Below are 26,077 nucleotides of genomic sequence, written 5' to 3' on the forward strand. Positions count from 1 at the left end.
ATCCGTCCAGCGTACACGGCTCCCCTGGACGCCGGACGCGCCCGCGACCAGCCGGGCGGGCTGATCGCGGGCGCGTCGCGTCGCTGCGGTGAGTTGGCGCGGTGCCGCGTCAGGCCGTGGTGCTCCCGGACCGCTCGGAGACTGGGGCGTCGTCCTCGGCGCGCCGGGGCGCGTGACCCAGGCTCAGGGTGATCACGGCGGCACCGACCAGGAGGGCCCCGACCATCCACAGGGCGGGCTTGGCGCTGCCCGTCAGGTCGATGCTGAACCCCGTGACGAAGGGTGCGGCGAAGCCCGAGATGTTGCCGAGCGAGTTGATCAGCGCGATGCCGGCGGCGGCACCCGCGCCGGTGAGGAAGGCGCTGGGCAGCGACCAGAAGACGGGCAGGGCCGCGCAGACCCCGATGGCGGTGAAGGTGATGGCGACCATGACGGCGAACGGCGACTGCTGGTAGAGCGCGACCGGGATCGAGACGCCGGCGACGACCGCCGGCACCGCGACGTGCCAGCGCCGCTCCCCCGTCTTGTCGGAGTGGTGACCGTTGGCCACCATGGCCACGGCGCCGAACAGGAACGGGACGGCGACGATCATGCCGGTCTCGACGAGGGAGAACTTCGTGCCGAACTGCTTGGCGAAGCCCGCGACGATCGTGGGGAGGAAGAAGCTGAGCGCGTAGAGCCCGTAGCAGACACCGAAGTAGACGAACGACAGCGCCAGGACGCGACCGCTCGTCAGCGCCTTGCGCACGGACCAGCCGTGGGCGCGCTCGGTCTCGCCCTGCTCGTGCGCCATGCGCTCCGTCAGCCAGGTGCGCTCCTCGGCGGAAAGCCACGTCGCGTCGTCGGGACGGTCGGTGAGGTAGAACCACGCGATGACGCCCAGGATGACGGCCGGGACGGCCTCGACGAGGAACATCGCCCGCCATCCCTCGAGCCCGAAGAAGCCGTGCAGGTTCTGCACGAGCAGGCCCGACAGGGTGGCCCCGAGGGCGGAGGACAGCGGGATCGCGACCAGGAACATCCCGGTGATCCTCGCGCGGTCGCGGGCGGGGAACCAGTAGGTGAGGTAGAGGATCATGCCCGGGAAGAACCCGGCCTCGGCGATGCCGAGCAGGATGCGCAGGCCGTAGAGCCACTGGTGGTTGGGTACGAAGGCCATCGCCGCGGCGACGATGCCCCACGAGACGAGGATGCGCGCGATCCACCGCCTCGCGCCGAACCTGTGCATGGCCAGGTTGCTGGGCACCTCGAAGACCAGGTAGCCGATGAAGAAGAGCCCGGAGGCCAGGCCGAACATCGTCTCCGTGAGGGCGAGGTCCTTGGCCATCGTCAGCTTGGCGAAGCCGATGTTGGTGCGGTCCAGGTAGTTCACGAAGTACATGAGCGCCATGAAGGGCACCAGCCGACGGGCGACCTTGGCCACGACGCGACGCTGCAGCGCGTCGTCCGTCGCCGGGGTCGCGCGGTGCGCGGTCGAGCTCATCGGGGGTCCTCCAGGGAGTCGTCGTTCAGGGCAGGGTTCGGTGCAGGGGTCGGTGCAGAGCCCCGCTCGGCCGGCACGTCGGGCAGGGCCTTGCCGGGGTTGAGGATGTCGTGGGGGTCCAGGGCGCGCTTGACGGCGTGCTGCAGGGCGGCGACGACCGGCGAGACCTCGCGGGTGAGGCCGGGGCGCTTGAGCAGGCCGACGCCGTGCTCGCCCGTGACCGTGCCGCCGAGGTCGAGGGCGTCGCCGATGATGTCCTCGAAGGCCGCCTGCGCAGCCGCGGTGGCCGCGGGGTCGTCGGCCGGGACGATGAGCAGGGGGTGCAGGTTGCCGTCACCGGCGTGCGCGATGTTGGCGATGAGCACGCCGTGCCGCTCCCCCGTCGCGACGATGCGGTCCAGCATCTCGGGCACGGCACCCATCGGGACGCACACGTCCTCGGTGAGCACCGGGCCGAGGCGCTCCAGGGCCGGGTAGGCGAGCCGTCGGGCGGCGAAGAGCGCCTCCGCCTCGTCCTCGTCGGTGGACAGGGCCGCGAAGGTCGCGCCGGCTCCCTCCATCGCCGCCAGGATCGTGGCGGACTCGTGGTCGCCCGTGGCGCCGGCGGAGTCGACGCGGGCCAGCAGCAGGGCACCCGCGTCGACCGCGAGGCCCATGTTCTTCCACCGGTCCACGGCCTCCAGGCAGTGCCGGTCCACCAGCTCGAGGGCCGAGGGTATGACGCCGCTGGCGCCGATCGCCGCCACGGCGCGGCCGGCCGCCGAGACGTCCTCGAACTGGCCGGCGATGGTGCGCTCGGCGGGACGGGACGGACGCAGCCGCAGGGTGATCTCGGTGATGATGCCGAGCGTCCCCTCGGAGCCGACCATGAGGCTGCACAGGTCCAGGCCGGCGACCCCCTTGGCGGTGCGGCGCCCGAGGCGGACGACCTCGCCCGTGCCGGTCACCACCTCGAGCCCGAGCACATAGTCACCCGTCACGCCGTACTTGACGCAGCACACGCCCCCGGCGTTGGTGGCGACGTTGCCCCCGATCGTCGACCACGGGGAGCTGGCCGGGTCCGGCGGGTACCACAGGCCGTGGCGCGCCGCCTCGGCCCGCAGGTCGTCGTTGACCACGCCGGGCTCGACGACGGCGAGGCGCTCGCGCTCGTCGATCTCACGGATCGCGGTCATCGCCTCGAAGGACACGACCACCGATCCGGCCGTGGCGTTGGCCCCACCCGACAGGCCGGTCCCGGCTCCGCGCGGCACCACCGGCACCGCGTGGTCGCGGCACCAGCGGACCAGCGTGGCGACCTCGTCGGTGCTCCGGGGCCGCACGACGGCCAGCGGAGGCGCTGACGGCGCCCACTCCGCGTCGTCGTGGGCGTAGGACACGAGCCGCGAAGGGTCGGTGATCACCCGATCGGCGGGCAACAGGTCCAGCAGGGTGGCGATGGTCATGGGTCTCCGGTGGGCCGACGTCGTTGTCGCCGCGGGATCCGCGACGGGGTACCCGGGCAAAACTAGGCTGCTGAAGGCATGACCACGAGGGGTGAACCCTCCACATTCCGCGACGGAAGGTGTGGGGAACGCCCACAGCGGTGTGGGATCGTTGCCCCGTGCTACCCACCTGGCTGACCCTCGTGCTCGACGACGCGGACGACGACCGGCTCGCCGCCCACCTGGCGTCCTGCCTCTCGGAGGCCGCTCCGGGCACGGAGCCCCTGGCCCATCGTGAGGCCGAGCGCGCCCGCAGGCTGCGGGATCTCGTGCGGCAGGGCCGGCGGCGCACCGCCGAGCTCGGGGTCGTCAACGACCTCTCGCAGCAGCTGGCCCGGCTGCACGACCCCACGGACGTCCTGCGCGAGGTCGCCCGTCGCGCCAGGCTGCAGCTCGGCGCCGACGTGGCCTACCTCATGCTCCCCGACACGGACGGCACCCTGCCCATCCAGTACGTCGACGGGGCCCTGGGCCACGGCTTGCGGCGGACCCGTCTGAGGCCGGGCGAGGGCATCGGTGGTCGCGTGTTCGAGACCGGCCAGGCGTTCTGGAGCGGGGACTACCTCACCGACGAGACGGTCCGGCACGCGACCGGGGTCGACGAGGTGGCCGCCCAGGAGCGGCTCGGCGGCATCCTCGGGGTCCCGCTGCGCACGGGCGAGGAGGTGACCGGCGTGCTGCTCGTGGCCGAGCACCGTCCTCGCGCGTTCACCGACGCCGAGGTCGTGCGGCTCAGCGCGCTCGCCGCCCCGGCCGCCATCGCCATCCGCAACGCCCAGCTCATCACCCAGCGCGAGGCGGCGCTGCGCTCCCAGCAGGAGGCGGCGGCCCTGCACGACGACCTGACCGGCATCGTCGCCAACCGTGGCGGCCTGCCCGAGGTGGCGGCCGCGCTGGCTCGGGCCCTCGGGGCGGGTGTCGTCATCACCACCACCTCCGGGCACGTCGTCGCGAGCAGCGACCCGGGACTCCGCCCGCCTCGTGCCGACCGGGCCGCGGGGTCCTCGGCGGGGTCCACGGCGGGGTCCTCGCCTGGGTCCACGACGGCGCCTCCGGGCGGGGCGGGCTGGCACTGCGTGCCGGTCCGGGCGGGCGGCGTCGACCACGGCCGGCTGTGGGTATGCCGCGCGCAGAGCCTGACGCCGGCGGACGTCCGCAGCACCGAGCGAGCCGCCCTCGTGATCGCCCTGTCCATGGCGACCGAGCGCGAGCTGGCCGAGCAGAGCCGCCGGGGCGGGGCCGAGCTGGCGGCGGCGCTGTTCGTCGACTCCCCCGATCATCAGCGGGTCCGTCGCCGGGCCGAGGCCGTCGGCCTGGAGCTGGGGCGCGTGGCGACCGTCGTCGTCGTGGGCGCCGGCGGGCCGGGCGCGGAACGGGTGCTCGCGCGGCTGCCGAGGGCGTGGTCGGGCCAGGTGGCCGACAGTACGGTGGCCCTGCTCGACCAGACGGCCGACGAGGTCAGCGACGTCCTCGGACCCGCGGTCGCCCATCACGTGGTCGTCGCCGCCGTCCCGGGCGCGCACGGTAGCGCGGCCATACCTCGCCTGGAGCGTGCTCCGACCAGCGCGGGCGCGAACGGATCGGCGGCCGCCGGCGTGACGGCCGTCGCCGCGGCCTGGCGCCGGGCGGACCGGGGCCTCGGCGTCCTCACGACGCTGGGCAGGCCACCGGCGGTGGTGCGGGCCGAGGACCTCGGCGTCCTGGCGGCGGTGCTCTCGAGCGCGGCCGAGGGGGCCGGCGTGGAGCACGTGCGCTGGCAGCTGGGTCCGTTGCTGGACCGCGACGCCGCGACCGGCAGCGACCTCGTGGGGACGCTCGGTGCCTACCTGTCGGCGGGCCGGTCGCACGCCGCGACCGCAGCCCGCCTCGGCGTGCACACCAACACGCTCTACCAGCGGCTGCACCGGATCGACGAGCTGCTCGGCGAGCGGTGGCGAGAGCCCGAGCGAGCCTTCGAGCTCGGCCTCGCCCTCGAGCTGCACAGGCTCTCGGAGCGCGTGGGCGGGCCTGCCGGGTGACCCTCGTCAGTGACCGAGACCGTTGCTCTGCAACGGGAGTCGCACGGCCTCGGGGCCGTAGCGGACGACGGTCGCCAGGCTCGCCGGACGGATGTCGAGGTCGTAGAGGGACTCCGAGTCGAACCACCGGAACTCCATGCCGGGCACCAGCGCCTGGGAGGAGGTGCGGTTGACCTTGGCCTCGAAGGCGAGGTTGATCTCGTGATGAGCGACCCCGTCCAGCTCGAAGGCGTTCTCCACCACGGCTATCAGGTCCGCGACCTTGGCCTCGAGGCCGAGCTCCTCGAGGATGTCCTTGTGCAGGGCGTCCTTGGCCGACTCGCCCAGGGTCACCGGGCCGCCGGGCAGGAACCAGTAGTCGTGGTCCTCGAGCCGGGTCAGCAGCACGCGGGGCCCGCTGCGGATCACGGCCGAGACGACGACTTCGAACTTCTCCGGTCGGTTCGCCATGGCACGACTGTAGTCATGGGCCGAGCCGCAGGACACCCTCCCCATCGATCACGTCAGCCGATCACGTCAGCCGATGATGCCTGGCCGCAGGGAAGGCCGAGGGGAACGCCGAGGAGGCGGCCCGCGAGACGACGTCCCCGAGAGGCGAGGCGAGCGCGCTGCTCAGGCAGCTCCCGGCAGCAGGAACCAGCCCACCGCCAGCAGCACGGGAAGGATGAACGGACCCACGACGAGGAACGCGACCCGGCCCGGGGAGCGCCACCTGCGCAGCCCGTTGACCAGCACCGCACACCACGCGGCGACGGTCACGAGCACCCACCACGGCTGCGCGGCCATCCCGGAGACGGCGATCGGATAGAGGAGGGGGAGCATGAGCGCCAGGAACCACACGATGGCGGCGCCCGTGGTCCAGTGGCCCCGGGTGAGGGCCCTCCCACGGTCGTGGACCGCGGGACCGTTCGTCGAGGTCTGCATGGTGCACCTCCTCGTGCTCAGCCTACGCCTGGCCGGGGCACGGGCCCCCGTGCTCCTCGCGGTGCAGGAGCGAGATCGTGGCGGCCTGCACCTCGTAGCGGGACTGCGCGCCGCCCGGTGTCCGGTAGAACCGCCGTCTCAGGGCGCCGTGGACCTCCACGTGGTCGCCGTCGACGAGCTCGACGGCCTGCTCCTGCACGTCGCCCGGCCAGCAGGTCACGTCGATGGTGTCCACCGTCGGCGGCCGCCGGCCCTCCTCGGCCGCCTGGGGGTCGGGCGGCCGAGGCACGACCACCCGCAGGCTCACGAGGAGGACCTCGCTCGGCAGCGCCCTGAGCTCGGGCTCTCCGCTCACCCGCCCCCGCAGCCGGACCTCGTTGCACACCGCACCCACGCCACCCGCATCCACCACGTCCACCTGCACCATCTCCGCTCCTGCGCCACTGCCCGCACCCACCGATGGCGGGGTCGAGGACCACGGTGGCAGCGGGTCGGCATACGACCAAGGACCATGCCGGGGCTGTGGACGACGACGGTGGGAACACGTCAGCCTGTGGACGAAGGGGCCCCACAACGACGTCCCAGCCGCACGACCTCGCGCGGCTCCGCCGTCGCCGGCTCGACCGACACGGAGACCTCGCGACCACCGTCCAGCACGACCGCCAGCTCGGTGGGTCCGGTCCAGCGGGCCGAGGTCATGGTGCCGCCCGCGTACTCGCCGTTGAGGCAGGCGGCGGGCCACCAGCGCGCAGACGGTCCCCACTCGCGGTGACGGATGACGACGGTGGTCACGGGCGACACCAGGTCCCCGTCGCTGACGATGTCGGCCTCGTAGGGGTCGGTCCCGGCCTGGGCTGGAGCGGGCAGGACCAGCTCGTCGCGACCAGGGTTGACCCCCACGCTGAGGACCATCCCCACCAGGCCGAAGGCCGTGGCGCCCAACGCGGCGAGCAGGATGCGGACTACGAGCCGTCGCTGCGCGTCGACCGCCACCAACGAGACGCCCCAAGCGACGAGCAGGTAGCCGGCGAGGCCGAGGACGACCGGGTGGTCGAGGAGCTCGTGCACGAGCAACGAGCTGGTGGGGTTGAGCCGCCCCCAGGCCGCGGCGAGCAGCGTCGCGACCCCCGCGGCGATCCACCACGGGGCGCGTCGGCGCCCGTCACCCATCAGTCGTCGTCGTCCTTGCGCTCGCCGCGTCGGATGAGCGAGCCCATGCCGGGCAGGCCCTGGGCCGCGTGAGCCAGGTCGGTGACCGACTCGAGGATCTGGTGGACGTCGGGAGCGATGCGGTCGATCTGCACGAGCGCCTCCGGGAGCCGGTCGATCATGCCCACCAGGGCCAGGACCTCGTCGCGGTCGACGCTCGCCACCACCTCGGAGGCGATCGGGAGGGCCTTGTCGGCCAGCGCCGCGAGCGGCTCCACCATGGGCTGGAGCCTCGGGAGGGTCTGCTCGCCCACGGCCGTCAGCGCCTCGGCGCGGGCCACCAGCGCGGCCGCGCGCGCCGACGTCTCCGCGGCAGCGTCTGCGACCTCGTCGACGTGCGCCCGCGTGAGGGCGGCCTGGGCGAGCAGCTCCTCGGCCTGCTCCAGCAACGCCTCCCCACGGCCGACCATCGCCTCGACGCGGTCGATCAGGTCCAGGGTGCGGGGCCACAGGTCGGCGGCGTCGGTGACCCCGTCCTTGACGGTGACGGCGGCGGTGAGCAGGTCGTGGGGTCCGGGGATGCGCATGAACCCATCATGCCCCGGCGCTTCGTCGAGCAGGATCGCTGTCATCGCCGCGACCGGCCAGTAGGCTCTGGCCCGGCGACCTCGACGGCGAGGTCCCCGGCCGAGGAGAGACCGCATGCCCAGCAGCACCGACCGCAGCGCCGAGGCCACCGACCTGCCCGAGGGTACGACGCGTCGTCGCCGCAGCACCCGCCATCAGCGTGCGTGGTACTGGTACGACTGGGCGAACTCGGCCTACGTCACCACCACCGCCGCGGTGCTCATGGGCCCCTACCTGACCACCGTCGCCAACCGGGCCGCCTGCCCCGACCAGCCCGTCGGCCAGAGCTGCGCCGCGTACCTGTCGGTGCTGGGCATCCCGGTCGCCCCCGGCTCGCTGTACTCCTACACCACCACGGTGACCACCGTCGTGTCGGCGCTGCTGCTCATCGTCGTGGGCGCCGTCGCCGATCGTTCCCTGCGTCCCCAGCGGCTCCTGGGCTGGTTCGCCGGCGTGGGTGCCGCGGCCGCGAGCGCCATGGTCCTCGTCCAGGGGACGGCGTGGCAGCTCGGTGTCGTGCTCATCATGGTCGCCTCGGTGTGCCTCGGGTCGTCGATGGTCGTGTATGACGGGATCCTGTGCCGCGTCGCCCCGCCCGACGACCGGGACCGCGTGTCCTCGCGCGGGTGGGCGCTCGGCTACGTCGGCGGCGGCCTGCTGCTGGCCGCGAACTTCCTGCTGCTCAACCTCGGTCCTCGGGTGGGGATCGGCACGGAGACCGCCGTGCGGATCAGCCTGCTGAGCGCCGGGCTGTGGTGGGGGCTGTTCACCGTCATACCGGTGCTGGGTCTGCGCGACCTGCCGGCCCGGCCGCTCGCCGAGGGGCTCCCGCCCGAGGCCGCTCCCGAGCGCGGCGCCGTGCGAGGGGCGTTCGCCCAGCTGCGCGACACCTTCGTCGAGCTGCGCGGCTACCCGCAGACGCTGCTGTTCCTGCTCGCCTACCTGTTCTTCAACGACGGGATCCAGACGGTCATCGGGTCCTCCAGCCTCTACGGCACGCTCGAGCTGGGCCTGTCGCAGAGCCAGGTGCTGCTGACCTTCCTCGTCGTGCAGTTCGTCGCCGTGGGTGGCGCCCTGATCTTCGGCCGCGTCGCCGGTCGGATCGGGGCCTGGCGCACGGTGCTCGGCGGGCTCGTGGTGTGGACGCTCGTCGTCGGGGTGGCCTACTTCGTCCCGTCCGGGGTCTTCACCGCGTTCCTCGCGCTCGGCATCCTCATCGGCCTGGTCATGGGAGGGACGCAGGCGCTGGCGCGGTCGCTCTACAGCCAGCTGGTGCCGCAGGGGCGCGAGTCGGAGTTCTTCAGCCTCTACCAGGCGATGGAGCGCGGGACGAGCTGGTTCGGGACGCTGCTGTTCGGCGTCGTCCACCAGCTGACCCACTCCTACCGCCTGTCGATCGTCGCCCTGGTCGCGTTCTTCGTCATCGGCGGGGTGCTCCTGTCGCGGGTCGACATGCGCGAGGGGATCCGCGCGGCGGGCAACGAGGCGCCCGCCGTCGTCTAGGATGGTGTCTTTGGGTGCCAACCACCGCGCCCGGGAACATCCCCCGGATCAGCCGACGTTGATGGGGGTATGCCGCGAGTCAGTCCCACCGGGCTCGCGGTGCCGACGAAAGGGGATCAGACATGGCCGAGCGTTCACTTCGAGGTTCGCGACTCGGGTCCTTCAGCATGGAGACCGATGACGGCGTCGTCCCCAGCGAACGCCAGCTCGTGTCCTACACCTGCCCTCAGGGCCACGTGACCGAGCTTCCGTTCTCCATCGAGGCCGAGGTGCCGGCGACGTGGGAGTGCCGCTGTGGCGAGCTGGGCCGGCTCCAGGGCGGCGACGCCCCCGAGGAGAAGCCCACCAAACCCGCCCGCACCCACTGGGACATGCTGCTCGAGCGCCGTTCCGTCAAGGAGCTCGAGGAGCTGCTCGAGGAGCGCCTCACGCTGCTGCGTCAGTCCCGTGGCGAGAAGCCACGGCCCAAGCGCAGCGCCTGAGCAGCGCCGGACGACATCGAGGCCCGCCTCCCGTCAGGGGAGGCGGGCCTCGTCGCGTGCCGCACCGTGGGTGGAGCGACTCAGAGGATCTCGCCCTCGACGACGTCGTCCTTGCTGTCACGCCGAGGCTGCTGCCGCGGATGCCCCGCTGACGGTTGACCGGGCTGACCAGGTTGGCCGGGCTGACCAGGTTGGCCGGGCTGACCGGGCTGCCAGGTCGGCGGCGCCTGACCCGGGCCCGGGTTGCGGGGCGGCATACCGGCTCCCCACAGGACGACCCCCGGCCCGCTCGCGAGCAGCTGCCGGGTGATGACCGTCGTCAGCAGCCGCCGGGCCAGCGGCCGGGTGAAGGGCAGGACGAAGAAGAAGCCCACGACGTCGGTGAGGAAGCCGGGGGCCAGCAGCAGCGTGCCGCCGACGAGGACCAGCGCGGCGTCGGACAGCTCGCCCGCCGGCATGCGTCCGCCGGTCAGCGCACGCTGCAGGGCGGCCCAGGCGGCCCGGCCCTCGCGCTTGACGAGGTAGGCGCCGAGGGCGGACTCGACGAGCAGCAGCGCGATGGTGGGCCAGCCGCCGATGATCTTGCCGACGCCGATGATGACGGCGATCTCGGCGACGGGGACGACCAGGAGCAGGACGAAGGCGATCCACGTCCAGCGCGGGCGTCGTCGGGTCGGGGTGCTCACAACGACTCCCATCGCTCGACCTGGCGGGCGGCGAGCAGGTCGCGCACCTGCCCCTGGCGGTAGCGCAGACCCCACCGGGTGATCCGCAGCATGGACTCGCGCACGATGTCGCCGCTCATCTTGGAGTAGCCGATCTCGCGCTCGACGAAGGTGATCGGGACCTCCCGGATGGTCAGGCCGGCGTGAACGGTGCGCCACGTGAGGTCGGTCTGGAAGCAGTAGCCGAGGGACTCGACGTCCTGCAGGCCGATGCTGCGCAGGGTCGAGGCGCGGTAGGCGCGGAACCCGGCCGTCGCGTCGCGGACGGGCATGCCCAGCAGCAGCCGGATGTAGAGGTTGCCGCCGAGGCTCAGGGCCTTGCGGTGCAGCGGCCAGTTGACGATGCCGCCGCCCGGCACCCACCGGGACCCGATCACCAGGTCGACGGTGGGGTCGTCGAGGGTCGCCAGCATGGCGGGCAGGGTCTCGGGCGGGTGCGAGCCGTCGGCGTCGATCTCGACCAGCACGTCGTAGCCCTCGTCGAGCCCGCGGGCGAATCCGGCGAGGTAGGCGGCCCCGAGGCCCTCCTTGCCGGCGCGGTGCAGCACCCGCACCCGGGGGTCGGCGGACGCCAGGGCGTCGGCCACCTCGCCGGTGCCGTCGGGCGAGCTGTCGTCGAGGACGAGCAGGTCTGCCCCGGGCACGGCGCGGCGCAGGCGCTCGACGACGAGCGGGAGGTTGTCCCGCTCGTTGTAGGTCGGGATCAGGACCAGGGTGCGCATGTCGTAGTCAACCGTCCGTGGGGTCCGATGGTTCCGCCAGCCTAGTGTCGGCGCGGGCGCCGCAGCCGCAGCGCGAGGCCGAGTGTGAGCAGGGCGACGCACACCCAGACGGGCAGGTCGCCGATCCGGGCCGCGGGGGTGAGCTCGGAGCGCAGGGGCAGGTGGGCGTCGAGCGCGGCCGCGGTGAACAGCCCGGTCCGGTCGTGCGCCACGCCGTCGGGGGTGATCATCGCGGAGGCCCCGACGGTCGAGACGTGCACCACCGAGCGACCGAGCTCGACGGCCCGGATCCGCGAGATGGCCAGCTGCTGGTAGGACTCGTCGCTGTAGCCGAAGGTCGCGTTGTTGGTCTGCACGGCGAGGATCTGCCCGCCGTGGTGCACCGCGTCGCGCATCAGGTCGTCGTAGGCGACCTCGAAGCAGATCCCGAGCCCCACGCGGACCGCACCGGCGCGGGTCGGCACGTCCATCACGCCCACGGTGTCGCCCGCGGTGAAGTCGTGGGTGAGCAGGTCGACCTTGTCGCTGAAGTGACGGAAGAAGCTGCGGTAGGGGATGTACTCCGCGAACGGCACCGGGTGCCGCTTGGCGTAGTCCGCGACCGGTCCCCGGCCGGCGTCCCACAGCAGCGTCGTGTTCTTGATGCGCGCCTGGTCGTCGGTGCGAAGGGTGCCGACCAGGATGGGCGCCTGGGCGGTCCGGGCCGCGTAGGTGATCGCCTGGCCGGCGTCGGGGTTGCGGACGGGGTCGATGTCGGAGGCGTTCTCGGGCCAGACGACCAGGTCGGGGCGCTGGGTGCCGGCGGCCGTGCGGGAGCGGATCGCCTCGACGGTGACCCCGACGTGGTTGTCGAGCACCTGGCGCCGCTCGGCGTTGAAGTCCAGCCCCGCTCGCGGCACGTTGCCCTGGATCGCCAGCACGTCGACGGTCCGGCCGTCGGTGGGCACGGGCAGCAGGGCCGGGCCCCAGACCAGCGCGGCGGCGGCGAGGAGGGAGCCGAGGGACAGGGCCGTATGCCGTCCCGCGGTGCGGCGCGGGCGCCGGCCGGGTCGGGTGGCCGGCGCATGGCGGACGGCCACCGCGAGGAGGCCGCCGACGAGCGCCACCGCCGCGGTGAGGCCGGGCGTCCCGACATACCGGACCAGGGGCAGGATCGGCGCGTCGGCCATCCCGAAGGCGATCTTGATCCAGGGGAATCCGCCGAACGGGGTCGTGGACCGCAGCCACTCCCCCACGGCCCAGGCGGCCGCGACGACGACGGGGTAGGGCAACCGGCGGGGCACCCGTTCCCGTGGCCGGGTGTCGTCGGGGGCCGAGAGCAGGCCGCACAGGGCGCCGGTGATCCCGACGTAGAGCGCCTGCAGCACCGACAGCGCGACCCAGGGCAGGTCACCGACGTAGATCCCGGACCAGTGCAGCGCCGGCAGGTAGGCCGCGAGGCCGGTCACGACGCCGAGGAGGAAGCCACGACGGGCGCCTGCCCCGTGGGTGGCGAGGGCCAGCAGGGCGATCCCCACGGGTCCGAGCCACCACACGTCGTGGTCCGGCCAGGACAGCCACAGGGCCAGACCCGCGCCGATCGCGAGCGGCAGGGCCAGGAGGAGTTTACGCACGGCGACACCCTAGCCGTACGGGCCGGTAGGTCGGTGCGCGCCGCCACGGGGCCAGCGCGCGCCGCTGAGGCACAGCACGACCCGCAGGCCGTTGGGGCCGGCGCGGACCCGACCGGATGCCGGGGCTGCGCCGTTGTCTACTAGGCGTGCGGGTCGTGCTGCTGTCCGAGGTGCGGTGATCGCGGAGGTGGCACCGACGGGCACGGACGATGACCTGGATTCACCCGATCGGGCGCTCCCCCAGGGAGTGATCACCACCGCCCACGTCGGAGACCCGGATCGGACCCCACTCGAATGGTCGGACAACCTCGGCCAACCTAGAGCCTCCCCCACAGCGGCTGTCAAACAGCCGCTGACCTGCGACGACGCAGAGATCCGCTGGTCAGGGGCGTGACCCTGAACCGAAAAAAGTCGGTTGACGTCGGCGTGTCGCCAGCATGCGGACACCGACGGCGCGTTCGGCCGAACGGGCGGAGGCAATGACCCTGTGCCATAGCGCTCCGGACGGAGGGTGAACCTGCGTGTCAGGGCTCGTGACGCTGGGGCACGACCACCACTCCACGGGCCGTCGTCGCGACCACCGGCGGGTCGAGCACATCGGCCGCCGAGGCGCCCCGGTCCGGCGTGCCACGGGCCACCACGTGGACCGAGAAGTCCATCTCCCGCGACCGGGAGCCTACCCGGACCAGGGTGCAGCTGATCTCGAGGCAGTCGCCGGCCCGCACGGGTGCCGAGAACTGCACGTCGCTGTAGGACGCGAACAACCCCTCGTCCCCGTCGGTGCGGATGCACATCTCGGTCGCCACGTCGCCGAACGCGGCCAGGGAGTAGGCCCCGTCCACGAGGTTGCCGGCGTAGTGCGCGTGGCTGTAGGGAACGTAGCGGCGGTGGACGAGGGTCATGCCGACCTGGGGCGGGGACGACGGGGTGGTGGTCATCGGGCTGGCTCCTCGGCTGCGGTCCGGGTGCGGGTGGGTGCCTGGGGGCGGGCGTGGCGCTGGGAGATGGCGTGGACGAGGTATGACGCCACCTCACCGGGCGTCGTCCCCTTGCCGAAGACGCGGTCCACGCCGAGCTCCCCGGCGGCCGCCTCGTCGAAGCGCGGACCGCCGACGACGAGCAGCGGCGCGGTGCCCGCGGGATAGGCCTCGCGGAAGGCCGCCGACATCTCCTGGGTGTTGGTGAGGTGGGCGTCCCGCTGCGTGACCACCTGCGAGACCAGCACGGCGTCGGCCTGCTCCGCGCGGGCCCGCTCCACGAGCTCGGGCACGAGGACCTGGGCGCCCAGGTTGACCACGGTGATCTCGGAGTAGTACTCGAGCCCCTTCTCCCCCGCGAAACCCTTGATGTTGAGGATCGCGTCGATCCCGACGGTGTGCGCGTCGGTGCCGATGCACGCTCCCACCACCACGAGCGGACGGCGCAGCTGTCGCTTGATCGCGGCGTTGACGTCCTTGGCCGGGAGCAGCGGGTAGTCGCGCTCCATCACGTGGACGTCGCGCAGGTCCACCAGGTGGTTCACGGAGCCGTAGACCACGAAGAAGGTGAAGTCCGGACCGATCGGCTTGGCGTGGACGAGCAGGGCGGGCCGGATCCCCATCTTGTCGGCCAGCTGCAGGGCCGCTCCCTCCGCGCGCTTGTCGTGGGGCACCGGCAGCGTGAAGGAGACCTGGATCATGCCGTCACCGGTGGTGTCGCCATACGGCCTGATGATGTCGCTCATCGCGTGGCTCCCTCCTCGAGCAGGGTCGTGGCGGGGTTGTCGTAGTCCGGGCCCTTGCGGACCACGCCGTCCAGGCCCTTGCCGGCGTCCGCCGGACGCTTCATCAGGCCGAAGGTCCCGTCGGCGATGGCGTCGAGCAGGGTGTCGTCGACGATCCGGTCGAGCAGGTCCACGGCCTCGGACAGCACGGCCCGGGCCCGCGTCTGGACGAAGCCGTCGGGTGGCGGGCGGAAGTCCTCGCGCAGCCCGCGGCCCGCCTCGAGGGCGTAGCGGACGTTCTGCAGCGCCAGGTCGCGGTCGGACAGGAAGGGCGTGACGACGGCCTCGGTCATCATGCCCACCAGCAGGATCCCCTGGTCGGTGAGCCCCCCGACGAGGTTGAAGAAGCCGTCGAGCAGGTAGCCGCGGAAGACGTCCCCCGTCATGTGCTTGGTGGGGGGCATCCACTTCAGGGGCGCGCGCGGGAACAGGTCGCGGGCGAGCATGGCGTGGGCCAGCTCCATGCGGAACGAGTCGGGCACGTCCGGGTTGATCTCGAAGGCGTGGCCGAGACCGAGCTGCCAGTCCGCGAGCCCCGCCTCCTTGGCGAAGTACTCGTTGAGCAGCTGGCTGACCGTCACCGTGTGGGCGGCCTCCACGGCGTCCGCGGTCGTGAGGTAGTTGTCCTCGCCGGTGTTGATGATGATCCCGGCGCGGGCGTGGACCTGGCGGGAGAAGCGCTGGTCCACGAAGGTGCGGACGGGGTTGATGTCGCGGAAGAGGATGCCGTACATCGAGTCGTTGAGCATCATGTCCAGCCGCTCGAGGCCGGCCAGCGCCGCGATCTCCGGCATGCACAGCCCGGACGCGTAGTTGGTGAGGCGGACGTAGCGGCCCAGCTCCTTGCTCGTCTCGTCCAGGGCGGCCCGCATCAGGCGGAAGTTCTCCTGCGTCGCGTAGGTCCCGGCGTAGCCCTCGCGGGTCGCGCCCTCGGGGACGTAGTCGAGCAGGGACTGCCCGGTCGAGCGGATCACCGCGATGACGTCCGCTCCCCCGCGGGCCGCGGCCTGCGCCTGGGGCATGTCCTCGTAGATGTCGCCGGTCGCCACGATGAGGTAGACCCACGGGCGGGCGGGCGCGTCGCCGACCTTGGCGATCAGGCGCTCCCGTGCGGCGCGCTGCCGGTCGATGCGCGTCATCCCCTTCTTGACCGAGCGCATGGCCAGGCGGCGCGCCGCGGTGCGGTCCTTGCCCTCCGGGAGGCGGAAGGTCACGGCGCCGGCCGCGGACTTCTGGGCGAGGGTGAGCAGGTCCGGTGCCTCCCCCCGCGCCAGGGCGTCGTGCACCGGCGTGGTGACGCCGGCCTCGAGCCCCACCTGGTCGCGCACGCCCTGGACGAGGTGGTTGACCCACGGGACGCGCTCGTGGTCGGCGCCCGCGAGTCCCGCCAGGCGCAGCGTCGCGCGCTCGACCGACACGGTGGTGTGCTCCTGCGCCAGCCGGACGACGGGTCGACCAGCCCGGCGGGCGAGGCTCCTCGCGCGACGTACGACCTGGGGGTCCAGGTCGAGGTGGGCGCGCGCACCCGGCGCGGGCGTGCGGGTCATGTCAGAGCTCCTTCGCTCTCGTGGATCGTGCGGCCGCCGACGACGGTCAGCAGGGCTCGGGGTGTGGAGACGTCCGGGGTCAGCCGCGGCAGGCCCGGCGTCTCGAGCGGGGAGCGCGATCCCCCGCCGAGCTCGCCCGGCGGCACCTCCCACACCACGAAGTCGGCGGGGAGCCCGACGTCGAGGTAGCCCCGGGTGCCGTGGCCGGACGCGTGCCAGCCGCCGACGGTGTGGGCCCGGAAGGCCTCGCCCACCGAGATCTGGTCCTCCTCCGAGCGGTGCCAGCGGGCGGAGCGCAGCGTCTGCCAGGGGTCGGCTTCCAGCCAGGGCGACGAGCTGGCGAGGGCCGTGACCAGGCCGTCGACGCCGAGCGAGCCGAGGCGCATCATCTCGCGGGCCCGGGCCGGGCCGAGGCTGCGGGTGAACTCGCCGTCCGGGCCGCCCCACCTGCTGTCCACCTGGGGCATGCGGACGGCCACCACCCCGAGGTCGATGAGGGTGCCCAGCACCCGGGGGTCGGCCAGGGCGAAGGTGACGGTGCGGTGCCGGATCGAGCGGAACCGGTCCAGCCCCACGGTCCGCACCGCGGTGCGCATGCCGTCATCATGGCGTCGGCCGCGCGGTCTCCCAGGGCGACCAGGCTGGTGCGGACGCCGGCCAGCGAAGCGGTGACGAGGTGCTCGGCGATCATGCCGGCGGGCATCGGGTCGGGGCCGAGCTGGCCGGGCAGGTCGATGTAGGTCTCGTGCAGGGCTGCCCGGTGGCTGTTGACCGGCCCGTCGACCTGGAGCGTGAAGCCGTACAGGTCGTGCTCGCGCAGGAGCTCGATGGGGTCCTCGCCGGGCCGGCAGACGTGACGGAGGTAGCGCTGCACGACGGGCCCCGGCAGCTGCGGGCGCACGGTGGTGAAACCGTCCAGGAGCCGGGGGCTGGAGATGTGGTCGTGCAGGCACCCGATGCCGTAGCCGGCGGCGGCGGACAGGGCGCCGTCGAGGATCGCCTGCTGCTGGGCGGGCGTGCGCAGGGCGACGAGCACCTTGAGCAGGGCCCCGACGCTGGGTCTGCGGCTCCGGTCCGACAGGTCGCACGTGTCCACCCCCAGGCGCTCGGCCGCGGCGGTGAAGGCCGGCGAGCTGACGCAGGCCCCCTTGTCCGCACGCAGGATGACGGCGGGACGACCGCCCACCGCGCGGTCCAGCTCCTCGGGCGTCGGTGGGCGCTGCTCCGGCCAGCGACTCTCGTCGTGGCCGAACCCCGTCACCGGCCCGTCGGACCGACGGGCGGCCTCCGCGAGCCGGTCGAGCGCCTCCGTCAGCGAGCGAGCCCCCATCAGCTGGGTCACCGAGTGCCACTCCGCGGTCTCGACCACGTAGTGGATGGGGTCGACGAACGGCGTGGTGACCAGCGCTCCGTGCAGGTCCACGACCCGGTCCGCCTCGTCGACCTGCCCGTCCGCCTCTGACTGCGTCCCCACCCAGAGCACCCGGGTGTCGTCGACGAGCATGGCCGTGGGGAAGCCGCGGGTCGGGACGTAGACGTGGCCGTTGCGGTAGAGGGTGCGTCGTCGCATGGGCTCAGTCTGCCCGTGGTGCGAGGCGACCCTCGAACAACGCGCGCACCGACGCGTCGGAGCGCAGCAGGTCGAGCGCGAGGGCCGCATGCCCGGGGGTGTAGCCGTTGCCCACGAGCATGCGCACGTCGGCGGCCAGCCCCTCCGCGCCCAGCGCGGCCGCGCTGAAGCTGGTGGCCATCGAGAAGTAGATGATCGTGCCCCCGTCGCGCGTGACGAGGATCGAGGGGTGCTCGCACCCCGGCACGTCGACGCAGACCACCGTGACGTCGGCCGGGCCGTGCGCGGCCTCGACCGCCTCGAGCAGCCCGAGCGGGTCGCGCGCGTCGGCCAGGACCACGTCGTCCGCGAGCCCCGTGCCCCGCAGCAGGTCCGCCTCGGCCTGGACGGGCACCACCGCGGTGAGGTGGCCGGCCCCGGCCCGCCGGGCGGCGGCCAGCGACAGCGAGCCGGACTTGCCCGCACCGCCGAGGACGAGGACGGCGGGCGGCTCCCCCGCGCGGGCCCGGTGCTCGCGCACGACCCGATCGACCAGGGCGGGGGCACCGCACACGTCCATCACCATCAGGGCGAGCTCGGGGTCGAGGTCGTCCGGCAGGGTCGCGGCGATCGAGCGGCCGAAGAGGATGGCGTGGCCCTGCGCCGGGACGCGCTCGTCCTCGCCGTCCCACCGCGCGAGGCCGTCGGTGATCCGCAGGGGCGTCAGGGACAGGCTCACGAGGGTGGCCACGCGGTCCCCGGGCCGCAGCCCCAGGGGGCTCTGGGGCCCCACCTCGTCCACGGTGCCGATCAGCATGCCGCCGGACCCCGTCACGGGATTCTGCATCTTGCCGCGCTCGCCGACGATGTCCAGCACCGCCTGGCGCAGGGCGCTCCCGGCATACGACCCTCTCAGCTGGCGATAGCTCGCGGCGTCGAGGTTGAGGGTCTCGACGGACACGCGGACCTCGTCCGGCCAGATCTCCGGCCGGTCGTCGAGGCAGCGCGCGGCCTGCGGGAGGGACGGGCGCTCCCCCGGGCCGACGATCACGCGGTGCAGGCCGTATGGCGACGAGCTGGTCGCAGGGGGCGTGGGGGCACCGCTGCCGGGGCGGGCGACCTGCGCGCTCTCCATGCCGATTCTCCACTCTGAGACGGGTGATGGTGCAAAACCTTCTGCCCGCAGTGTTGCAGGCCGCAAACTCTCCGCTACCGTAGGGGTCATGAGTGCGATGGAGCAACCATACGTCTACCGTCGGCGCGAGCTCGTGGAGCCCGACTGGCGCCGGCTGCCGGGCTGGCGCGACGTGACCGACAAGGACTGGGCGAGCGCCCAGTGGCAGCGCACCCGATGCGTCAAGAACGTCAAGCAGCTGCGCGAGCTCATGGGCGACCTGCTCACCGAGGACGTCTACGCCGACCTCGAGCGCGACCAGGCCGAGCGCGCCACGATGTCGATGCTCGTGCCGCCCCAGATGCTCAACACGATGGTCCCGGCCGTCGACTCCCCCATGCCGGCGGCCGGCGCGGAGTTCAGCGCCGCGTTCCTCGCCGACCCGGTCCGCCGCTACATGCTGCCGGTCTACTCCGACCGCCGCACCGACTGGCCGAGCCACCCCCACGCCTCCCGCGACTCGCTGCACGAGGCCGACATGTGGGTGGCCGAGGGGCTGACCCACCGCTACCCCACCAAGGTGCTGGCCGAGCTGCTGCCCACCTGCCCGCAGTACTGCGGGCACTGCACGCGCATGGACCTCGTCGGCAACTCCACCGCGCAGGTCACCAAGCTCAAGCTGGCGGGCAAGCCGGTCGACCGGCTGGACGCGATGATCGACTACCTCAAGGGATCCCCGCAGGTCCGCGACGTGGTGGTCTCGGGCGGCGACGTCGCCAACATGCCGTGGAAGAACCTCGAGTCCTTCCTCATGCGCCTGCTGGAGATCGACAACATCCGCGACATCCGGCTCGCCACCAAGGCGCTCATGGGCCTGCCCCAGCACTGGTCCGCACCTGACGTCGTGGAGGGTCTGGGCCGGGTCTCCTGGACCGCCGCCTGCCGCGGCGTCGGGCTCGCCGTCCACACGCACATCAACAACGCCCAGTCCGTCACGCCCTCGGTCGCCCACGCGACCCGGCTGATGCACGAGGCCGGGGTGCGCTCGATCCGCAACCAGGGCGTCCTCATGCGCGGCATCAACGACACGCCGGAGGCACTGCTGGACCTGTGCTTCACCATGCGCGACGAGGCGGCGATCAACCCGTACTACTTCTACATGTGCGACATGATCCCGTTCAGCGAGCACTGGCGGTTGTCGCTGTCCGAGGCCCAGCACCTGCAGCACGCGATCATGGGATACCTGCCGGGCTTCGCCACGCCGCGCATCGTGTGCGACGTGCCGTTCGTCGGCAAGCGGTGGGTCCACCAGGTCGAGGAGTACGACCGCGAACGCGGAATCTCGCTGTGGCGCAAGAACTATCGCACCTCGATCGAGGGCGAGGAGGTCGACGTCACGAGCACCGACTACGCCTACTACGACCCGATCTACACCCTCCCCGAGAGCGGGCAGCGCTGGTGGCGCGAGCAGCGGGACGAGGCGGCCGTGGCGGCGGCCCACGAGGCGGAGGTCGCCGCAGCGGCGGCCTCGCGCACCGCGTCCCTCGTCTGACCCCGCCCCCCCAAGATCCTGAGGGTTTCGTCCAACATTCTTGGACGAAACCCTCACGATCTTCGCTGGGGGAACGGGGGGATCTCAGGGGGACGGCGCTGGTGAGTGATCCTCGGCGACCCAGGCGGCTGCGAGCTCGGTGCGCCCTCGCACCTGCAGCTTCCCGTAGACATTGGTCAGGTGGTACTGCACCGTCTTGACCGACAGGCTGAGCTCGCGCGCCACGTCCCGGTTGGGGTGTCCCGCCGCGACCAGCCGGGCGACGGCCTCCTCCTGAGCCGTCAGCTCGGTGGCGCGTCCGGGTCGCCTGGCCTGCGCGACGCCGGTCGCCTTGAGCTCGCGCTCGCAGCGCTCGGCATAGGCGTCCGCCCCGAGGTCGCGGAAGTCCTGCTGCGCGGTCCGGAGCGACTCGTCGGCCTCCCGACGGCGGCCCGCCCGACGCAGGACCAGGCCCTGCGAGTAGTGGATCCGCGCGACCTGGAACGGTTGGTGGGCGGCGGTGGCGGCCTCGACGGCGAGCGCGAAGGTGCTGGTCGCCGCGTCCACGTCGCCGCGCCCGCCGTGCCAGCGGGCCCGGGCTGTCGCCAGCGCCGCGACGGGTCCGGCGCGGTGCCGGTCCTCGGCGCGGGCCTCCAGCGGGGTGAGGAAGGCGTCGGCGTCGTCGAGCCGCCCCAGGACCACGAGCGCGTTGGCATAGGGCTGGTGCCACTGCCAGAAGCCCGGCTCGTCGATGTCGCGGCGCCGCGGCATCGCGGCGACGGGCGCGAGGTGCCGCACCACCCCGTCGTAGTCGGCGCGCGCCTCGCACACCTGCGCGCGGGCCAGCGCGGCGGGGATCCGCATGACCGGGTAGGCGTCGACCGGGCAGGCGGCGCGCTGGGCGTGCCGGTCGGCGGCCGCCCAGCGACCCATCAGGGCGTTGACCTGCGCGCCGGTCCAGTGGAGCAGGGGCTCGCCGAGCCTCAGCTGGGTGCTGTCCCCCAGCGAGCTCCCGCGCTCCACGAGCCGTATGGCGGCGGCCCACTGCCCGGCGTCGAACCGCGCTCGCGCCAGCCACCCCTGGGCCCACATCGCGATGCGGACCGAGCCCTCGTCGCCGGGGCGGCCGCAGGCGTCCTCGAGCCGGTGGGCTGCGGTGTCGGCGTCGCCCGTGGCCAGCTCGACCCAGCCCGCGGCGAGGGCGACCCGCTGCCGGTGGGGGCCGATGGGGTGGTCGTGCAGGATCTCGGCCAGGCGGGTGCGCGCGCGTCCGGCGTCGCCGAGGATGGCCGTGCCGATCGCGCCGGTGCACTCGGCCTCGAGCCGGGACGCGTGGTCGTCGCCGCCGAGCAGCGCGGCGCGGGCGCCCCACTGCTCCAGCTCGGCGCCGTCCCAGCTGCACAAGGCGTGCAGCGCGCGACGACCGGCGACCTGGACAGCCTGGGCGGGGCGGGTGCGCGGGTTGCACTGCCGCCAGGCCTGGTCGAGGCAGACCTCGGCCCGGTCGGGGCGGCCGACCATGATCGCGTGGTAGCCGAGGGCGGCGTCGCGCAGCACGCTCGGCGGGCCGGCCGAGACGGCGGGGACCAGCTGGTCCGCGGTGACGAGCTGCCCCGCGCCGGCGGCCGCGTCGAGCGCCTCGGGGAGCAGGGCCTGGCGCCGGTCCGCCTCGCGGGTGGTGCGGACGGCGAGGGTGAGGGCGGCCGAGGCGCGCCGCCAGTCGCCGTGCTGGGCAGCGCCTCTGCCGAGGCGGACGACCTCCTCGACGGCGGCCTCGTCGACCAAGGGACTGCCGCGCAGGACGTGCCGGGCCCGCTCGAGGTCGTCCTGCGCGACGGCGGCGGCCCGCCGGTGGGCGGCCTGACGTCGGGCGAGCGGCATCGCCTCGACGACGGCGGCCGCGAGCATGGGTGCCACGGGGGCGACGCGCACGCGGTAGCCGTCGTCGACCAGCCGCACCGGCGCGCTGCGGACGGCGTCGTCGACCGACGCGGTGGGGTCGGCCTCGCCCGTCAGCGCGGCGAGGTCGTCCAGGTCGAGGGTGCCGAGCACCGAGACGAGCTCCACGACGTCGCGGGCGGGTCCGTCGAGCCGGGAGACGACCGCGTGGGCGTCCGACCTCGCCGACGGGGTCGATCCCAGGCGGACGTCGAGCGCCGATGCGGTCAGGTCGGTGGCGAGGTGGGTGAGCAGGTCCTCGACCAGGTCGGCGAGCCCGGCGGTGTGCTCGACCACGCGCATCGCGGCGAGGCGGTGCCCGAGGCCGCGCGCGTCGATCCTCTCCTGGACGCGGGGGAGGTCGAGGGGGCGCACGACGCACCGGTGGTCCGGCACGAGGGGCAGGCCGAGGGTGCCGTCGTGGACGAGGACCACCGTTGGGCGGTCGGGTCCGGGAGCACCCGCGCGGTCCACGAGGGGGGCCAGCAGGTCGGGGTCGGCGAGGTGGGCGTCGTGCACGACGACGAAGGAGGGGTCGGCGGCGTCCGCATCGCCCTGGCGGGCCTCGTGGCGGTCCACACCTGCGGTCTCGCCGGCGCTCACGGTCTGGACGACGGTCTCGCCGGCGCCCACGGCCCAGCTCCTGTCCCCCGGTCGGGCACGCAGCACGCGCGGCTGCAGGCCCGACCGGCGGGACACCTGCTCGACGACGGCGTCGGTGAGGGCATCGTGTCCTGATCCGAGCGGCCCGATCACGACCACCAGTCCTCCCGGACGGGCCACGAGCTCACCGAGGGCGTCCCGCAGGCTCGCCGCCTGGTCCGGGTCGACCCATCGGCTCGCCGTGGCACCGTCGCTCATCTGCCACAGGCTAGGGCACGCGCTAGCCCAGGTCTCCTCCACCGACGGGCAGGACCGTGCCGGTGATGTATCCCGCCTCCTGCGAGGCGAGGAAGGTGATCGCTGCGGCCTGCTCGTCGAGGGTGCCGTAGCGGTGCATCGGCGCCGACGCCAGCGTCTGGTCGATGTGCGCCTGGAACCACTCCTGCTCGGCCTCGCCCTCCGGCGAGGGACCGCGCGGGACCCGTCGCGGCGGCGCCTCGGTGCCGCCAGGGGCGGTGGCGACGACGCGCACGCCGTGCTCGGCCGCCTCGACCGCGAGCGCCCGGGTGATGGCGTTGACGCCGCCCTTGGCCGCGGCATACGGCACCCGGTGGATGCCTCCGGTGGCGATCGAGGAGACGTTGACGATCGTGCCCCGGCCTGCCTCGACCATGGGCTCGAGGACCGCGCGGCAGCCGTAGAGCGTGGTCATCAGCGACCGGGCGATCTCCGCGTCGATCTGCTCGGGGGTGAACTCCTGGAACGGCTTGAACCAGATGGCGCCACCGACGTTGTGGATGGCCACGTCGACCCGACCGTGCCGGGCGACCGCGTGGTCCACGACGGACCGCGCGCCGGAGTAGGTCTCGAGGTCGGTGACCACCGCCTCGGCGGGGGTGTCCCCACCGAGCTCGTCCGCCAGCTCCTGCACGAGCTCGGAGCGGTCGGCGAGCACCAGGGCGCCACCCTCGGCGTGGATCCGCCGGGCGACGGCCTCGCCGATGCCCTGCGCGGCGCCGGTGACCACCACGACCTGGCCGGCGAAGCGGCCCGGGGTGACGAACGCCGGACGGCGCGTGGCGGCCTGCTCGCGCATGGCCCGCCGGGTGGTCTCCTTGGACCGGGCCGCGTGCTCGCTGATCAGGGTGCGAGCGGCGTCCCGGTCGCCGCCCTCGAAGGCCGTGACGATGTCGAGGTGGTCCTGGGCGCAGCGGGGGTCGCACCAGGTGGCGTTGCGCAGGGTCTGGTCCATGTGCCCTCGCACCCCGAGCCGCTGGTAGGCCTGGAGCAGGTGCTCGTTGCCGGTCAGCGTGAACAGGTAGTCGTGGAAGGCCGCGTTGGTCTCGGTGTAGGCCGCCGCGTCCACGAACCGGTCGCCCTGGACGTAGGGCACGGTCGCCTCGGCGAGCAGGCGGTAGCCCGCGAGCTGCGTCGTGGACAGCCGGCCGATGGTGAGGGCGAGCGCCCCGAGCTCCAGGGCCTCGCGGGCCTCGAAGATCGCGTCGGACTCCCCCACGTCGGGGTGCTCCTCGCCGATCTCGTAGCCACCGGTGCCGGTCCCGGTGACGTCGGTGCTCCCGGCGCCGGCCGTGGTCCCGCCCGCGTCGGTCGTCGCCGCCGCAGGCACGGGCCGGGGCTCGTGCAGCGGCTCGATCTCCCCGGCCGCGAAGATCGCCTGACCGGCGAGGCTGCGCGCGTCCGGGTCGGTGACCAGCGTGGAGGCCTCGTCGAGTTGGGCGGGCTGCCCCGCGTCGCCCTCGCGGGCGGGCCAGAGGTCCTGACCCATGAGGGTCCGGGCCGTGGCGGTCCGCTCGGTGGGGTCTGAGGGGTCGGTGGGGTCTGTGCGCTCCGGACCAGACCCGCCGGAGCCCAGCGGGGCGAGCTCGGCGTCGGCCGCGAAGATCTCCTGGCCGGCCAGCCCGCGACCGCTCGGGTCCTCGAGCAGGACCGCGCCCGCGCCCGTGACCTGGACGCCGACCGTGGGCGCCGCGACCTGCGTGAGGCCGGTCTCGGGGTCGGTCTCCTGGACGGCCGGCTCGGCTGCTCCACCCACGGTCCCGCTGTCGGTTTCAGTGCCGTATGCCGCGTCCGCGTCGGTCACCGTCTCGTCGGCGGGCGTCCCGCCGGGTGCCCGGTCGCCGCCCTCGCCGGGCTCGGCCGGGGCGGATCCCGTGACGGGGCCCGTCGTCGTGCCGGCCGGGCTGGTGGCGCCGGCCGCAGGGCCGGAGGCCGGGGCGGCCGCAGGGCCGGAGAGGGCGAACTTCTCGTAGTAGAAGCCCGTGGGCGTGAGCTGTTGGTCGGAGAAGTGCGTGCGCACCGCCTCCACCATGGGCGGAGGCCCGCACAGGTAGACCGCGACGTCACCGTCATACAGGTGCTCGTCCCTGATGAGGCTCATCACGTAGCCCTTGTTGGGGGCCCCGGTGCCGGGGTCGGAGACGCAGTAGTCCCAGGTGAACCCGTCGATCTGGTCGGCGAGCCCGGCGAGGGTGTCGAGCTCGACCAGGTCCTCGTCCTTGGACACGCCGTAGACGAGGTGCAGCGGGCGGTTGTCGCCGTCCGCGCGCACCTTCTTGAGGATCGCGAGGATCGGGGCGAGCCCGGTGCCGCCCGCCAGGAGCAGGACGGGACGACGGGTGTCGCGCAGGAAGAAGCTGCCGTTGGGGCCGGTGAACCTGACCTCGTCGCCGACCTGGGCGCGCTCGGCCAGCCAGGTCGACATCACGCCGCCCGGGGTGAGCTTGACCAGGAAGGTGAGGCGCTCGTCGTCCGGCGCCGAGCTGAAGGAGTAGGACCGCGTGTCGTCCGTGCCAGGGACGTGGACGTTGACGTACTGCCCCGGCAGGAAGGCGAGCTTGGCGCGCTCCGGCGTCTCGATCGAGAAGCCGATGGTGGAGTCCGAGTGGCGCGTGATGTCCACGATCGTGCCGGTGAAGGTGGCCGCCTGCGTCTTGGCCACGGCGGACGTGCTCGGGATCTGGAGCACGAGGTCCGAGCGTGGCTTCATCTGGCACGGCAGGCAGTAGCCCTGCGCCGCCTCGTCCTCGGTGAGGGCGTCGTCGATGTAGCTGCCGCCGTCGAACTCGCCGGACTCGCACAGCGACTTGCAGGTGCCGCAGGCGCCGTCACGGCAGTCCAGCGGGATGTTGATGCGGGCGCGGTAGGACGCGTCCGCGACGGTCTGGTCGTCGTCGACCTGGATGAATCGTGTGACGCCGTCCTCGAAGGCCAGCGCTACCTGGTGGCTCATGGTGCCCTCTCTCCCCGCGTTGCGCCGCAGTCGTGATCGGCTGCGGCGCAACG

At 73.3% G+C, this 26,077-nt stretch carries 22 protein-coding genes; 4 read left to right on the forward strand and 18 right to left on the reverse strand.

Going from position 1 to position 26,077, the window contains the following annotated elements; translation table 11 throughout:
* Positions 1-109: 109 nt before the first annotated feature.
* Complete coding sequence (locus K313_RS0104650; protein ID WP_029210626.1) at positions 110-1,483, reverse strand: MFS transporter; 1,374 nt, start codon at positions 1,481-1,483, stop codon at positions 110-112.
* Positions 1,480-2,928 (reverse strand): FAD-binding oxidoreductase, encoded by a 1,449-nt coding sequence (locus tag K313_RS0104655; protein ID WP_029210627.1) that lies wholly within the window; start codon positions 2,926-2,928, stop codon positions 1,480-1,482. Before K313_RS0104655 ends, K313_RS0104650 begins: the two co-directional genes overlap by 4 nt.
* A 158-nt stretch (positions 2,929-3,086) precedes the next feature.
* On the opposite strand from K313_RS0104655, the gene K313_RS0104660 reads away from it, so the two are divergent.
* On the forward strand, positions 3,087-4,985 hold the full coding sequence (locus K313_RS0104660) for a helix-turn-helix domain-containing protein (RefSeq protein WP_029210628.1): 1,899 nt from the start codon (positions 3,087-3,089) through the stop codon (positions 4,983-4,985).
* A 6-nt stretch (positions 4,986-4,991) separates the two neighbouring features.
* Here K313_RS0104660 and K313_RS22100 read toward each other — a convergent pair whose 3' ends face one another.
* The 5 genes from K313_RS22100 to K313_RS0104685 form a co-directional block, all read right to left on the reverse strand.
* The gene (locus K313_RS22100; RefSeq protein ID WP_029210629.1) at positions 4,992-5,435 is read right to left on the reverse strand and encodes an NUDIX domain-containing protein; all 444 of its coding nucleotides are present in this window, start codon (positions 5,433-5,435) and stop codon (positions 4,992-4,994) included.
* A gap of 162 nt (positions 5,436-5,597) precedes the next feature.
* Positions 5,598-5,909 (reverse strand): hypothetical protein, encoded by a 312-nt coding sequence (locus K313_RS0104670; protein ID WP_029210630.1) that lies wholly within the window; start codon positions 5,907-5,909, stop codon positions 5,598-5,600.
* A 22-nt stretch (positions 5,910-5,931) separates the two neighbouring features.
* On the reverse strand, positions 5,932-6,336 hold the full coding sequence (locus K313_RS20060; RefSeq protein ID WP_029210631.1) for a single-stranded DNA-binding protein: 405 nt from the start codon (positions 6,334-6,336) through the stop codon (positions 5,932-5,934).
* Between the two features lie 119 nt (positions 6,337-6,455).
* Positions 6,456-7,079: a hypothetical protein gene (locus K313_RS0104680; protein ID WP_029210632.1), complete on the reverse strand. Its 624-nt coding sequence runs from the start codon at positions 7,077-7,079 to the stop codon at positions 6,456-6,458.
* A complete protein-coding gene (locus K313_RS0104685) occupies positions 7,079-7,645 on the reverse strand; it encodes a hypothetical protein (protein ID WP_029210633.1) in 567 nt (188 codons plus the stop codon). Before K313_RS0104685 ends, K313_RS0104680 begins: the two co-directional genes overlap by 1 nt.
* A gap of 115 nt (positions 7,646-7,760) precedes the next feature.
* Between K313_RS0104685 and K313_RS0104690 the strand changes: the two genes are divergently transcribed.
* Positions 7,761-9,188: an MFS transporter gene (locus K313_RS0104690; RefSeq protein ID WP_029210634.1), complete on the forward strand. Its 1,428-nt coding sequence runs from the start codon at positions 7,761-7,763 to the stop codon at positions 9,186-9,188.
* A gap of 122 nt (positions 9,189-9,310) precedes the next feature.
* Positions 9,311-9,670, forward strand: coding sequence for an RNA polymerase-binding protein RbpA (locus K313_RS0104695; protein ID WP_019285870.1), 360 nt, complete (start codon positions 9,311-9,313; stop codon positions 9,668-9,670).
* Between the two features lie 80 nt (positions 9,671-9,750).
* Here the strand turns inward: K313_RS0104695 and K313_RS0104700 are convergent, their stop codons facing one another.
* The 9 genes from K313_RS0104700 to kdd form a co-directional block, all read right to left on the reverse strand.
* Complete coding sequence (locus K313_RS0104700) at positions 9,751-10,356, reverse strand: FxsA family protein (protein ID WP_029210635.1); 606 nt, start codon at positions 10,354-10,356, stop codon at positions 9,751-9,753.
* Positions 10,353-11,117 carry a polyprenol monophosphomannose synthase gene (locus K313_RS0104705; protein WP_029210636.1) on the reverse strand — a complete coding sequence of 255 codons (765 nt, stop codon included), beginning with the start codon at positions 11,115-11,117 and terminating at the stop codon, positions 10,353-10,355. The genes K313_RS0104700 and K313_RS0104705 overlap by 4 nt, the downstream gene beginning before the upstream one ends.
* Before the next feature lie 41 nt (positions 11,118-11,158).
* The gene (gene lnt / locus K313_RS0104710) at positions 11,159-12,730 is read right to left on the reverse strand and encodes an apolipoprotein N-acyltransferase (protein ID WP_029210637.1); all 1,572 of its coding nucleotides are present in this window, start codon (positions 12,728-12,730) and stop codon (positions 11,159-11,161) included.
* Positions 12,731-13,254: 524 nt separating this feature from the next.
* Positions 13,255-13,668 carry a 3-aminobutyryl-CoA ammonia lyase gene (kal, locus tag K313_RS0104715; protein WP_029210638.1) on the reverse strand — a complete coding sequence of 138 codons (414 nt, stop codon included), beginning with the start codon at positions 13,666-13,668 and terminating at the stop codon, positions 13,255-13,257.
* Positions 13,665-14,453, reverse strand: coding sequence for a lysine 5,6-aminomutase subunit beta (kamE, locus tag K313_RS0104720; protein ID WP_029210639.1), 789 nt, complete (start codon positions 14,451-14,453; stop codon positions 13,665-13,667). Before kamE ends, kal begins: the two co-directional genes overlap by 4 nt.
* Positions 14,450-16,039, reverse strand: a complete 1,590-nt coding sequence (gene kamD / locus K313_RS0104725; protein WP_029210640.1) for a lysine 5,6-aminomutase subunit alpha — start codon at positions 16,037-16,039, stop codon at positions 14,450-14,452. The genes kamE and kamD overlap by 4 nt, the downstream gene beginning before the upstream one ends.
* Entirely contained in the window at positions 16,036-16,497 is a 462-nt protein-coding gene (locus K313_RS23835; RefSeq protein WP_169516819.1) for an amidohydrolase family protein, read from the reverse strand. Before K313_RS23835 ends, kamD begins: the two co-directional genes overlap by 4 nt.
* Positions 16,425-17,609, reverse strand: a complete 1,185-nt coding sequence (locus K313_RS0104735; RefSeq protein ID WP_029210642.1) for an amidohydrolase family protein — start codon at positions 17,607-17,609, stop codon at positions 16,425-16,427. The genes K313_RS23835 and K313_RS0104735 overlap by 73 nt, the downstream gene beginning before the upstream one ends.
* Positions 17,610-17,613: 4 nt before the next feature.
* On the reverse strand, positions 17,614-18,723 hold the full coding sequence (gene kdd / locus K313_RS0104740; RefSeq protein ID WP_029210643.1) for an L-erythro-3,5-diaminohexanoate dehydrogenase: 1,110 nt from the start codon (positions 18,721-18,723) through the stop codon (positions 17,614-17,616).
* An 88-nt stretch (positions 18,724-18,811) separates the two neighbouring features.
* On the opposite strand from kdd, the gene K313_RS0104745 reads away from it, so the two are divergent.
* Positions 18,812-20,254, forward strand: a complete 1,443-nt coding sequence (locus K313_RS0104745; protein WP_029210644.1) for a KamA family radical SAM protein — start codon at positions 18,812-18,814, stop codon at positions 20,252-20,254.
* Positions 20,255-20,338: 84 nt separating this feature from the next.
* On the opposite strand, the gene K313_RS20065 is transcribed toward K313_RS0104745, so the two are convergent.
* A complete protein-coding gene (locus tag K313_RS20065; protein ID WP_029210645.1) occupies positions 20,339-23,032 on the reverse strand; it encodes a helix-turn-helix transcriptional regulator in 2,694 nt (897 codons plus the stop codon).
* Between the two features lie 22 nt (positions 23,033-23,054).
* On the reverse strand, positions 23,055-26,024 hold the full coding sequence (gene benC / locus K313_RS0104755) for a benzoate 1,2-dioxygenase electron transfer component BenC (protein WP_029210646.1): 2,970 nt from the start codon (positions 26,022-26,024) through the stop codon (positions 23,055-23,057).
* Positions 26,025-26,077: the final 53 nt, after the last annotated feature.

This window comes from Arsenicicoccus bolidensis DSM 15745, assembly GCF_000426385.1.
In the GTDB taxonomy this organism is placed as follows: domain Bacteria; phylum Actinomycetota; class Actinomycetes; order Actinomycetales; family Dermatophilaceae; genus Arsenicicoccus; species Arsenicicoccus bolidensis.